This window comes from Psychrobacillus glaciei, assembly GCF_008973485.1.
In the GTDB taxonomy this organism is placed as follows: domain Bacteria; phylum Bacillota; class Bacilli; order Bacillales_A; family Planococcaceae; genus Psychrobacillus; species Psychrobacillus glaciei.
Genome location: NZ_CP031223.1, coordinates 4,163,300 through 4,176,571 on the forward strand (window position 1 = coordinate 4,163,300; position 13,272 = coordinate 4,176,571).

At 38.4% G+C, this 13,272-nt stretch carries 11 protein-coding genes; all 11 read right to left on the bottom strand.

Annotated features, from left to right (window positions below; translation table 11 throughout):
- Positions 1-90: 90 nt before the first annotated feature.
- Complete coding sequence (gene radA / locus PB01_RS19800) at positions 91-1,461, bottom strand: DNA repair protein RadA (RefSeq protein WP_151701761.1); 1,371 nt, start codon at positions 1,459-1,461, stop codon at positions 91-93.
- Between the two features lie 58 nt (positions 1,462-1,519).
- Positions 1,520-3,967: an ATP-dependent Clp protease ATP-binding subunit gene (locus PB01_RS19805; RefSeq protein ID WP_151701762.1), complete on the bottom strand. Its 2,448-nt coding sequence runs from the start codon at positions 3,965-3,967 to the stop codon at positions 1,520-1,522.
- Positions 3,964-5,058: a protein-arginine kinase McsB gene (locus PB01_RS19810; protein WP_151701763.1), complete on the bottom strand. Its 1,095-nt coding sequence runs from the start codon at positions 5,056-5,058 to the stop codon at positions 3,964-3,966. Before PB01_RS19810 ends, PB01_RS19805 begins: the two co-directional genes overlap by 4 nt.
- Entirely contained in the window at positions 5,048-5,593 is a 546-nt protein-coding gene (locus tag PB01_RS19815; RefSeq protein WP_151701764.1) for a UvrB/UvrC motif-containing protein, read from the bottom strand. Before PB01_RS19815 ends, PB01_RS19810 begins: the two co-directional genes overlap by 11 nt.
- Before the next feature lie 21 nt (positions 5,594-5,614).
- A complete protein-coding gene (locus tag PB01_RS19820) occupies positions 5,615-6,082 on the bottom strand; it encodes a CtsR family transcriptional regulator (RefSeq protein WP_151701765.1) in 468 nt (155 codons plus the stop codon).
- An 861-nt stretch (positions 6,083-6,943) separates the two neighbouring features.
- Entirely contained in the window at positions 6,944-7,951 is a 1,008-nt protein-coding gene (gene rsgA, locus PB01_RS19825) for a ribosome small subunit-dependent GTPase A (RefSeq protein ID WP_151702135.1), read from the bottom strand.
- Between the two features lie 301 nt (positions 7,952-8,252).
- A complete protein-coding gene (locus tag PB01_RS19830) occupies positions 8,253-9,194 on the bottom strand; it encodes an ABC transporter permease (RefSeq protein WP_151701766.1) in 942 nt (313 codons plus the stop codon).
- On the bottom strand, positions 9,172-10,095 hold the full coding sequence (locus tag PB01_RS19835; protein WP_151701767.1) for an ABC transporter ATP-binding protein: 924 nt from the start codon (positions 10,093-10,095) through the stop codon (positions 9,172-9,174). The genes PB01_RS19830 and PB01_RS19835 overlap by 23 nt, the downstream gene beginning before the upstream one ends.
- Before the next feature lie 174 nt (positions 10,096-10,269).
- Positions 10,270-11,232, bottom strand: a complete 963-nt coding sequence (locus PB01_RS19840; protein ID WP_151701768.1) for an ABC transporter ATP-binding protein — start codon at positions 11,230-11,232, stop codon at positions 10,270-10,272.
- 11 nt (positions 11,233-11,243) lie between these two features.
- On the bottom strand, positions 11,244-12,167 hold the full coding sequence (locus PB01_RS19845; protein ID WP_151701769.1) for a C40 family peptidase: 924 nt from the start codon (positions 12,165-12,167) through the stop codon (positions 11,244-11,246).
- An 11-nt stretch (positions 12,168-12,178) separates the two neighbouring features.
- Positions 12,179-13,261, bottom strand: coding sequence for a dipeptide epimerase (locus tag PB01_RS19850; RefSeq protein ID WP_151701770.1), 1,083 nt, complete (start codon positions 13,259-13,261; stop codon positions 12,179-12,181).
- Positions 13,262-13,272: the final 11 nt, after the last annotated feature.

The following is a 13,272-nucleotide window of genomic DNA, read 5'->3' on the forward strand; positions in this document are numbered from 1 at the left end:
ACCTTCATTCTACGTCTATTATGTTAAACAGGAGTAGACAGTTACTCCTGTTAGTTAAGTTAAACGTATAGAAGAACTACTTAAAATTGATTACCGAAAAGCTTCTTTCATGACTTCATTTACCGTTTCTACCCCAATTACTTGAATACCTTTTGGATAATCCCAGCCACCTAAATTGGATGCAGGAATCACGATGCGTTTAAAACCTAATTTGGTCGCCTCTTGCACTCTTTGCTCAATTCTCGATACTCGTCTCACTTCGCCAGTTAGTCCTACCTCCCCCACAAAACAATCGGTAGGTGCTACTCCTGTGTCCCGGAAACTGGATACGATACTTACTAGGACGGCTAAATCAATCGCAGGTTCGTCTAATTTAACTCCACCCGCAACTTTTATATAAGCATCTTGTGTTTGCAAAAGTAATCCCATACGTTTTTCTAATACTGCCATGAGTAAAGAAATTCTATTTTGATCGATTCCTGTTGCCATTCGTTTTGGATAATTAAAACTAGATTGCGTAACTAGTGCTTGAATTTCAACCAAGATGGGTCTTGTCCCTTCCATCGAAGCAACAATGGCTGAGCCAGCTGCTCCGTGTGAACGCTCTTGCAAAAATAGTTCAGATGGATTCAACACTTCTTTTAAACCTTGCTGCACCATCTCAAAAATAGCAATTTCATTTGTTGAACCAAATCTATTTTTTTGTGACCGTAAAATTCGGTATGTATGATGTCGTTCTCCCTCAAAATATAAAACCGTATCTACCATATGTTCCAATAAACGTGGTCCAGCAATTTGTCCCTCTTTCGTTACATGTCCTACTAAGAAAATTGCTATATTTTTTGTTTTAGCAATGCGCATTAGTTCAGCTGTACATTCCCGCACTTGAGACACACTTCCTGGAGCACTTGTCACTTCCGGATGATGTACAGTTTGAATGGAGTCGACAATAACAAATCTAGGCTCCACACTATCAATCGTTTCATTGATTAATTCTAAATTTGTTTCAGAATATATATACAGTTCAGCAGATGTGACACCCAAACGCTCGGCGCGAAGCTTCGTCTGTCTAATCGATTCCTCACCTGAAATATATAACACGCGCTCTCCCTTATTTGCGAGCAGTGCAGAAACTTGTAAAAGCAAAGTCGACTTTCCGATTCCCGGATCTCCACCTATTAATATAAGGGAACCAGGCACAATTCCACCGCCAAGTACTCGATTCAACTCCATGAGTTCCGTTTCTACTCTCGGTTCATCCGCTGTCTCCACCGCAATAATTGGTGTGGCTTTCTGAGCTACTCCAGTAGAATGTTGAAAAGATCGTTTTGGTCCTTTTGAAACAACCTCCAACTCTTCTACCATCGTATTCCATTCTCCGCATCCTGGACATCTTCCCATCCATTTGGCAGACTCATAACCGCAAGAATTACACATAAACTTCGTTTTTCGTTTTGCCATTTGTTCCTCCTATGTAAAAAAAGGCATTCCTTACTTAGCGTTTGGAATGCCCATTATTTTAAACCTCTGTTACTATCGCTTTTGTACGAACGACAAATTCATCATTCTCCACATCAAACACAACATGTTGGCCAGCTAGTACTTCACCTTTAAGAAGTTCTTCGGATAATCGATCTTCCACATGCTTTTGCAATGCTCGACGTAGTGGTCTAGCACCATATGCAGGATCGTACCCTTCTGTCGTAATCTTTTCTTGAGCGGCTTCTGTTAACTCTAGTTCAATACCTTGCTCTTTTAAACGTTGCGCTAATTGTTGCGTCATTAACGAAACAATTCGTTTTAAATGTTCTCTTTCTAGCGAGTGGAACACGATCATTTCATCTAAACGGTTTAAGAACTCAGGTCGGAATGCTTTTTTCAATTCCTCTAACATTTTACTTTTCATATCTTTATAATCTGTTTTTCCACCTTCTTGTAAGTTAAATCCAACGTACTTATTGTATTTAAGCGCATCCGCACCAACATTAGATGTCATGATAACAACTGTATTACGAAAATCGACTGTACGCCCTTTGGAGTCTGTTAAACGACCATCTTCTAATACCTGAAGAAGAATATTAAATACATCAGGATGCGCTTTTTCTATTTCGTCTAACAAAATAACAGAGTAAGGTTTACGGCGTACTTTCTCCGTCAATTGACCTCCATCATCAAATCCAACATAACCTGGAGGGGAACCTACAAGACGTGAAGTAGAATGTTTTTCCATATACTCAGACATATCTACCCGAATCATTGCATCTTCATCACCAAACATCACTTCTGCGAGAGCACGTGCAAGTTCCGTTTTACCTACACCAGTAGGACCAAGGAAAATAAATGAACCAATCGGACGTTTTGGATCTTTCAAGCCTGCACGAGCGCGACGAATTGCACGAGAAATTGCATCAACAGCTTCTGCTTGGCCAATTACTCTTTCATGTAGCTTATCTTCTAATTTTAATAACTTTTCAGATTCCGTTTGTGCAAGTTTGGATACAGGAACCCCCGTCCACATAGAAACAACGGACGCAATATCTTCCACTGTCACTTCAGACTCTTCTTTACCTTGTTTTTCTTTCCATGAGTCTTTCATTTTTTCTAGCTCATCTTTTATTTTTTGTTCTTTGTCCCTGAAAGATGCAGCTTTTTCAAACTCTTGACTTTGTACCGCTGCATTTTTCTCCGAGCGAACTGCTTCTAATTTTGCTTCTAATTCTTTTAAATTAGGAGGAGTTGTATATGAGCGCAGACGAACTTTTGAACCGGCTTCATCGATTAAATCAATTGCTTTGTCAGGTAAAAAGCGATCCGAAATATAACGGTCTGACATTTTAACTGCTGCTTCAACCGCTTCGTTCGTAATTTTTACACGATGATGCGCTTCGTAACGATCTCGCAATCCATATATAATTTGAATCGCTTCGTCCACAGAAGGTTCATCTACTTGAATTGGTTGGAAACGGCGTTCAAGCGCTGCATCTTTTTCAATATATTTACGATACTCGTCTAATGTAGTGGCACCGATACATTGAATTTCACCACGCGCTAGCGCAGGTTTCAAAATATTAGAAGCATCAATTGCCCCTTCTGCTCCACCAGCTCCGATTAATGTATGGAGTTCATCGATGAATAAAATAACATTTCCAGCTTGGCGAATTTCATCCATTACTTTTTTCAAACGATCTTCAAATTCACCACGGTATTTAGTGCCAGCTACGACCGTCCCCATGTCAAGTGTCATTACCCGTTTATCACGCAAAATTTCTGGTACTTCATTTTGTACAATTTGTTGCGCAAGCCCTTCGGCAATGGCCGTTTTACCTACCCCTGGTTCACCAATTAAAACAGGGTTATTTTTTGTACGTCGTGCCAAGATTTCAATCACACGCGTAATTTCTTTGCTTCGACCAATAACAGGATCTAATGTACCTTCTCTCGCTATTTGTGTTAAATCTCGTGCTAACCCATCTAATGTTGGAGTACTAGCAGGCGCGGCACTATTACTCCCATTACTATGAGATTGATCGGTACTCCCTAACAATTGAAGTACTTGTTGACGAGCTTTATTTAAGCTAACTCCTGCATTATTTAAAACCCTTGCAGCAACGCCTTCTCCTTCACGGATTAACGCAAGTAGTAAATGCTCCGTTCCAATATAGGAATGACCAAGCTTTCGTGACTCATCTACGGAAAGTTCGATCACTTTTTTGGCACGGGGTGTGTAGTGAACGATTGGACCAACTTCTTCTGCTCCCGTTCCCACTAACTCTTCAATTCCAGCTTCAATAGCTTTCGGATCTACTTCTATCGCTTCCAATGCTTTGGCTGCAATGCCGCTTCCTTCTCTTATTAGTCCAAGTAATATATGTTCTGTTCCAATTGATTCATGCTTTAAGCGAATAGCTTCTTCTTGCGCTAGTTGTAATACCTTTTGAGATCTTTGTGTAAATCGATTAAACATCATGCTAGTTCCTCTCCTTTTGTTTTCGGATTTTCTCCCATTTGCAAACGTTCCCTTAATAACTTTGCCCGAAACGTATCTCGCTCCGAAGCATTCAAAGTGGTTTCTGCATACTTTTGTAGAAACCCTGGTTGCATAAAAACCATGCATTCATTCAAAATAGTCACATCTACATCTTTTATGAGCCCTATATCTATTCCTAAACGTACATCCGACAAGCACCTAGCTGCTTCCTCCGTCGTTATTATACGAGCATAAGACAAAGTTCCCAATGAACGGTATAACCGATCTTCTAGTGTATTGGCAGAATGGCTTAATAGTGCACTTCTTGCTTCTTTTTCTTTTTGTATGATTTGTTCTGTAATACTTTGAAGATCCGATAAAATATCCTCTTCTGTTTTGCCCAGCGTTGTTTGATTGGATACTTGGTAAACGTTACCAAGAGCTTCACTGCCCTCGCCGTATATTCCTCTTACGACCATTCCTAGTCTCGAAATGATTGTAACGATCCTGTTCATTTGTTTCGTCATTGTTAACGCTGGTAAATGCATCATTACGGATGCACGCAACCCAGTACCAGTATTAGTAGGGCAACTTGTCAAATAACCAAATTGCTCATCAAATGCATATGGTAATTCTTTATCTAGTAATCGATCGATTGTATCCGCTTGTGCATATGCTTCTTGAATCTGAAGTCCAGGAAACAAGCATTGAATTCGAATATGGTCTTCCTCATTAACCATCACACTCACCGATTCATCGTCGGATAGTAAAACCGACCCAGTCATCGGTGAATTGGCTAGCTTAGGACTAATAAGGTGTTTTTCTACTAATACTTGCCGACTTAATTCGGATAAATCTTTTATTTGAATAGAGGAGAAGTTCATTTGTATTTCTTCATCTGCATCCAAAAGAGTCGCTGAAACTGATTGGTCAATTTTATGCGCTTCATCTTCGGTAAATGCCAATGGAAATCGGTACCCATTTAAGTTTCTGGCTAGCCGAATTCGCGTACTCATGACGATATCCGAATGATCTCCGCTACCAGCCATCCAACTAGAAGGAGAATTATCTAAAAAACGTTCAATTGACATGCGTTTCGTCACCTCCGGATGCAATCCTACTTTCAAGCTCTCTTGCCTCGTCTCTTAACTTAGCAGCTTCCTCGAAACGTTCTGTTTCAATGGCTTCCTTCATTTGCGAACGAATAGCTTCAATCCTTTTTTTCAGTTCTAATTTTTCACCTAGAGCTCCTGGTGCTTTTCCTATATGTGTAACGTTTCCGTTATGCAATCGCTTTAATACATTTGGCAACTGTTTACGGAAACTATTATAGCAAGAGGCACACCCAAATTTCCCTTCATCTAAAAATCGTTGGATGGACCAACCGCATTCATCGCAAACTAGTTTTGGCCTATCTTGTTTTGGGTGTACTGGTTGCTGTTCTGCATGATTAAACCAGTTTGATAATAGCTGGTGTAGAGATAACGGATCTTGTTTATACTCTACGTAAAACGGGTGGAGACTATTGGCACAATTCTCACAATAATGTCTTTCAAAGTGTTCACCGTTATGCACTTGCGTAACAGTTACTTTAGCTGGTCTCTGCTTACAATTTTCACAAATCACTTTTCAACACCCCGTTTACCTTCACTTTATTTCATATTTTAATGTTAGCAACATGGCACATAATATACGCGAGCGTAATTCATCTCTCACAGGTAGTGGAATTGCAAGTGTAGTTCGATTAAGACCCGCTAAAATGAGCTTTGCTTCTCGTTTGGATATAACCTCTTCGTCAATTAATCTGAAAACGATGTCTTCTGTCATGGATTCAGACGCCCCGTTTTCTAGGCTTTGTATTATATGCTCAATCAAATCAGCCTTTGTATGCGCACGTACGCGGAGAATTCGAATATATCCCCCACCACCGCGCTTACTTTCCACTAAATAACCGCGATCTTGGGTAAAACGGGTATTTATCACATAGTTGATCTGAGAAGGAACACATTGAAACTTTTCTGCAATTTCACTTCTTTTTATTTCAATTTGTCCCTTACTCTCTTCTTCTATAATAGACTTTAAATAACCTTCAATTATGTCAGATATATTTTTCATCTTCTCACCTCTTCTCGCAAACTGACTTTGACTAACTTTGACTATATTATAACGAGAAAATTATTTATGTGCAATTGATACGATTTTTAAGAAATACACATGATTTAACACCCACAACATTAGGGAATGAAAAATTTTTGGATTGTTTACCAAAGAGAAATTCCAAGTTCTAATTTCTTCCTCTTTCACTTAAAAAAACGTAAATGTCCTTTACGTGCATACTATCTTTACTATTCCCTGAGTACTTTAGACGAAACGTAGGCTACATTTTTTTCGGTAATCTTGTGGCAAATACTTGTTCGTTGCCCTCTTGAATTACGTAGAGACTAGGTGAGTAAGGTGTGGTTAATGAGAGAATAAATCCTTTCCTATTCTTTTAAAAGCGAACGAAGAGTCAATTTCGTCCGCTCAACGCTTCTTTATCAATGGATACTATCTATTTTTTTTAGGTTCCACCAGCTCTATTCATCTACCCAATGAATTATATGCTCTTTTTAAATTGTTAATAAAATGAAAAACAAATAAAAAATCAAGCTCTAGCGAGTTGAAAGGCTTCACTTATCAGCGCCTCATGCAACTCCGTCTAAACACTCGTTATAAGCACTAATTCATTATTTCGGCAAAGCATATTGTCTTTTTTGCTTTGGACTAAATATTGGATACACTATTACCGCGGGAATTCTTGTGGTGAAGTAAGATGAAGACGAAGGCGAAAAAAAACAACTCGAACTCTAGATTATAAGCATACCCATTTTATATAATTTCTTTTCATAAAAAAAACTACTAACCAGAGCGATTAGTAGTTTTGGGTTATTCTAATTTCAGGCTAACACTTAAAAGATATAGTGAAGTTAATATGCCTTATTTTTTCTTTATATAATTTTTCCGGTTATTTTTCGTAATTTGCTTCCACTTATTCGCTTCTGTTTTTTTGGCAACAACATTATTTTTTCGTTCGATATGGGCAAGCTCTCTTAATAATTTTATATAACTCCTATATCGTTCTTCTTTGAGTGTACCGTTAGATATTGCTTCTTGAATCGCACAACCAGGTTCTTTTTTATGTTGACAGTCCCTAAAGCGACATCCTTCTGCTAACTCCTCAATGTCTTTAAAGCTAGCACTTACACCTTCCGCGCTATCCCATAATTGAAATTCTCGCATCCCAGGGGTGTCTATTAAAAGACCTCCTCCTGGGAGCAACGATAATTCACGATGTGTTGTCGTATGACGCCCTTTACTATCATCTTCTCGAATATCACTAACCACCATTACTTCTTCCCCAGATAATGCATTGATCAACGAGGATTTACCAACTCCCGAGGAACCTAAAAGTGCGCCTGTTTTACCTGCAGATAATAGTGTAGCAAGATGATCAATTCCCTCGCTCGTCACACTACTCACTGCAAACACATCTACACCAAAGGCAACTGATTCTACTTCATTCATATAATAGGCCAAGTCGTCACATGCATCTTTTTTTGTTAACACAACAACAGGTGCAGCACCTGAATCCCATGCTGCTAATAAATATCTCTCTAAACGACGTACATTAAAGTCATCATTAAGAGACATAACAAGAAATACATAATCAACGTTGACAGCGATTAACTGAATATCCGTTGTTTGACCAGCTACTTTTCTTGAAAACTGTGAACTGCGGGGGAGCACTTCCTGAATAATTCCTTTTTCTTCACCAGGCATTTGCTCCATCACAACCCAATCCCCTACTGCGGGAAATGCTTCTCGGTCATGGTCAAACTTGAATTTCCCCGAAAGAGAGCATAGCCATTCACCTTCATTTGTTATGACACGATATAAGTGTTTGTGCTCAAGTAAAACACGACCCACAATTCCTTTACCAAACATTTTTTCTTCCCATTTATTATTCCAACCATATTTTTCGATTAAATTCAATTTAACTTCCTCCTAATTTTCCATATAAAAAAACCATGACTGCACAAATCAGCAATCATGGTTCCCCGGTCATTAGTAAAGAAGCATATCAAAAAGAAAAGTAATAAACACTTACTTTTTTAGAGACATTTAGAGTGGGACATCATGAACTTACTGATTCGTGGATTTTTAATTACACTTGCCATAATGCCTCACTCCTTTCCTTAAGTTATTTTCAGAATACTATAAGTATTGACATTATGTCAATACATTTTTATGCAGTTACATCTCTCTTAGTAAAAGACCAGTAACTAATAACTAAAAAGACAATGACATATACCAAAATGACTGCTATAGAAAATAGCATTGTTTGTCCCTCAATCATCGGGTGGTTATTTCCTATATATTGGCTTAGATTTGTATTTGCGAATAAGACGTACTTCACAAACTCAAATCTGGATAAAATCATTACTATGTTTACCCCCATGAACATAAGGAAAATGGATATACCAATAGCAAGTGAACTTGACCGGAATACGGAACCTATCATAAAAGCAAGCGTTCCAATAACAAATACATTTATAAGTGATAAACCAGTTAATAATAGAAGTCTTCCCCAGAAAGAAACGACTACAATCTGCCCATTCACTAACTCTAATTCTTTACCACCAATGGAATCAAAGAAGATATATCCACTTATCACACCTACTATAAATAGAACCATTGTCATTACAATTGCAAATATCCCAACCGTAATAAGTTTAGAGGTTAAAATTTTCCATCTCTTCACCGGTCTAGTTAATAGCATTTTAATAGTACCTTGTGAAAACTCTGAGGCTACAATACCAGCGGCAACTACAACAGTAAATAATGTAATTATAGATAACATCCCAGGAATATCGCTGATAAAATATTTTTCTTCGTCAAGATCTATTGGAGCAATATTATGTTCTAAACGGTACTTTTCAACCTCTATCGATTCTTTAAACTGTTGCTTTTGATCTTTGGTCAAATTAGGAATTGCTAACTGTCCCTCAGAAGTCGTAATTTTTTCCTGACTATCCTGTTTCCAATCTACCCGCGATTCTGATTGGTTGTTAATCCATTTATTAATTCCTGCAAAACCAATCATGAGAAGAGCAACGAGCACAACCATCACCCAAGTAGCTTTCTTACTCCAGAGTTTTAACCATTCATTTCTTATGAGATTCAGCAATTTGCCCACCTCCAGTTAATTCTAAAAATTGATCTTCCAACGTTTTTTTATGTGGACTGAACAAATAGATATGCAAATTACTTGCAACCATTTCCGCAATAAAAGATGGAACTGCCTTCTTTTCTAATGGCAATACGAAACCATCTCCAATCACTTCTACCGGAATGTTTTTAATAGCAAAGAATGTAGTTGCTTGTTCTTTCGGAGTAACTTCCACGTAGTAATGTGACTCTCGTTCTTCTTTAACTTCTTGTATGGAGATTAATTTTCCATTTTGAATAACGGCGATTCTATCACATATTAACTCTATTTCAGCTAATAAGTGACTCGACACAAAAATAGAAACTCCATCTTCCGTCGCAATTTTGCGTAAGTACATTCGGAATTCCCGAATTCCAGCTGGATCTAATCCATTTGTCGGCTCATCTAATATTAAAAACTTAGGACGATGTAGAAGAGCCTGGGCAAGTCCTAAACGTTGGCGCATTCCAAGTGAATACGTTGAAACTTTCTCGTGAATTCTATTTTGTAAGCCTACTTGAGCAATTACTTCATCTATTCGAGCTTTTGTTACACTTTTGTTCATTCGTGCAAAGTGCAGCAAGTTTTTATAGCCACTCATAAATTTGTACATCTCAGGGTTTTCTACAATTACTCCCACTTTACTCATGGTTTCCTCAAAATTTATAGAAATTGCTTGCCCATCAATAAATACCTCTCCGGACGTTGGTTTCATCAGTCCTGTCATCATACGTATCGTCGTTGTTTTTCCTGCTCCATTAGGACCTAAAAATCCTGTGATTTGACCCGGCAATAAATCTAAGCTGAGGTCATCAATAATCTTCTTTTTTCCAATTACTTTCGTTACATTTTGTAGTTTAACAATTGGTTTCGTTTCCATTTCCTCACACCTTCCTTACTAGGTTATACGTTTTAATACAACAAAAGTTCATTTTAATTAGTAAAATTTTTCATGGAGAGTTACTCGCTAATTCTGCATTACCCTTTTCGGAGGTGGAATTTGTTATAAAGGATAACAAATAGAAGCATCTCCCTAGGGCAGATGCTTCTATACCTATTTATATAAATGACACGCCACAAAGTGACCTGATACTTGTTCCTTCCAAGCTGGTTTTTCTTCCGTGCAAATAGACATAGCACTGGCACAGCGAGTTCTAAATACACATCCAGAAGGAGGGTTTATGGGACTAGGCAGCTCTCCTTGTAACAGAATGCGCTGCCGTGATTCTTCTATGTCTGGATCCGGAATTGGAATTGCCGATAACAATGCTTTTGTGTAAGGATGCAATGGATTCTCATACAACTGTTTACTTGTCGTAAGTTCTACCATATGCCCCAGGTACATTACACCAATTCGATCGGAAATATATTTTACCATAGATAAATCGTGAGCGATAAACAAATACGTTAGTCCTTTTTCTTTTTGCAGTCGTTGCAATAACTTAACTACTTGCGCTTGAACAGACACATCTAAAGCTGATATTGGTTCATCTGCTATGATGAATTCTGGATCTAGGGCTAGTGCACGTGCAATTCCAATGCGCTGTCTTTGTCCACCAGAAAATTCATGTGGATAACGATTAGCATGATCCCTATTAAGCCCTACATCCTCTAATAGCTCATATACTTTATTTTTTAACGCTTCTTTTGATTTATATAATTTATGTACTTCCATTGGTTCTGCAATTATTTCTAGTACTGTTGAACGTGGATTTAAAGATGCATATGGATCTTGAAAAATCATTTGCACTTTTTTCAAATAGACTTTTCGCTCTTTATCCGTCATCTCATGCACACTTCTACCCTCAAACAGAACATTTCCTTCTGTTTTATTGTACAACCCTAAAATGGTTCGCCCTGCAGTGGACTTTCCACAACCTGACTCTCCAACAAGGCCAAATGTTTCACCCCGAACGATGTCGAAACTAATCCCATCTACCGCCTTTAATGTTTCTCCATGTCCTATTTCAAAATGGCGTTTCAAATTTTCTACAGACAAAAGAACTTTTTCTGTCACGCAAATCCCCCCTAAACCGCGTACCTTCTCACTGCACAGATTTCCTTCTCCAAATTGGATCCTTCTATCACTAAAATTTCAACTGTTTTTCCGGTAGAATGAGAGTGCAATAATTGTCCATTTCCATAGTAAAACCCAACATGGCGCACAGGTCCTGTACCTTCATCATTTGCAAAAAAGATTAAATCCCCTTTTTTCCAAGCGGAAGGATCATCTATCGAGACTTCTTGTCCATTACGAGCTTGGTCACTTGCATCACGCGGTATTAAATATCCACAAGCTTTCAACATATTGTACGAAAATCCTGAACAGTCAAACCCGTAAGGAGACATCCCACCCCATAAATAAGGCAAGTCTAAGTAAAGTTCGCCTAAAGTTACTGCATATTCTGCAGGACATTTTGGGTATTGCCATATCGATTTTGCAAATTCAGCATGCTGTTTTAGTAGCAATGCTTCCCCATGAGGTGTTTGGACTTTAAAATGAGTGTCATCTTCTGAAACAACTGGAAGAGTCGCATTAAATGGCACAATGAGCAACGGCTTCTTTTTCATGTCCCATAACTGAGATCTCACTGAAGAAACACGAGCAACCCCTATAGAATTCACTTGTTCAGATTTCTGTAATTGCGTTATAGGAACCCACCCTGGATATCCACGGCTCTCTTTTTTAGAAGGCTGCCAAATAGCTACAATTTTTGCCCAGTCTCCTATTATTTCCTCGACAAGTACGGGTTCTCCATATAGAAGTTGTGTCTGCACTCTATTTTCATTACAAAGGGCGAGTCTTTCTTTATATGGTAATGCTTCAAGCCATTCAACTAATAAAACAGGATTTGCAGTCCCAGGTGCATCCAGTTCTCTAGCAGAGGCCGGCTCCGTCCAAACAGTTGCAACTTTTACTGAACAAATCCATTCATTCGCTACTATCGTCATCTACTAACCTCCTATCCCTTTTCCACACGTAAAATACCAAGACCAGGCTCTTGTGAGAACCTCATTTTACTTCTTTCATAAACGACCCCACCAACAACGAGATCTTTTGCCAGCATCAGAGGTGCATCAAAATCATAGTATTGGATATTTTGATGGCTGGCAGCAAAATGAGCAGCGGCTGTAATTCCTATTTTCGTTTCAATCATACTTCCTACCATACATGCAACTCCACTTGCTTCCGCTAGTGTATTAATCTTTATAGCGTTATATATACCGCCGGATTTCATTAGCTTTATATTAATCAAATCGGCAGCCCGCATTTCTAAAACTCTTTTTGCATCATTTACTGAAAACACACTCTCATCCGCCATGATAGGTGTATATGTACGATCTGTTACATATTTTAGTCCTTCTATATCATGGGCAGGAACGGGTTGTTCTACAAATTCAATTTCAAGACCAGCATCTTCCATTGATTGAATAGCTCTTACTGCTTCTTTGGCATTCCATCCTTGATTTGCATCAAGTCTTAACTTAGGCTCATTTCCTACACGTTCTCGAATAGCGTAAATACGAGCAATATCATCTTTAATGTTACCTATCCCTACTTTTACTTTCAGTACATTAAATCCTTCATTTATATATCGTACAGCATCATCTGCCATTTCTTTAGGCTCATTAATACTAACTGTAAAATCAGTTTCGAGTTTACTTTGATATCCTCCGAGAAATTGAAACAACGGAAGCGCTGATTGACGAGCAAGTAAATCGTAAATTGCCATATCAACAGCAGCTTTCGCACTTGTATTTCGAACGAGCGATGCATTCAGTTTTTGAAAAATACGTTCACTTTCTAAGAGATTAAGACCTATTAATGAAGGAGCAATTATTTCATTTATCGCATATCGAATACTATCCATCGATTCACCCGTAATTACATGCGTTGGGGGTGCTTCCCCATACCCAATAAGTCCTTCACTAGTAGTTACCTTTACATATACGGAATACGCTGTAGTTACTGTTCGGAGTGCAGTTTTAAAAGGCTTCGTAAGTGGAACAGCTACATCGAATGTTTCGATAGAATGAATTAGCATTAATTGGCCCC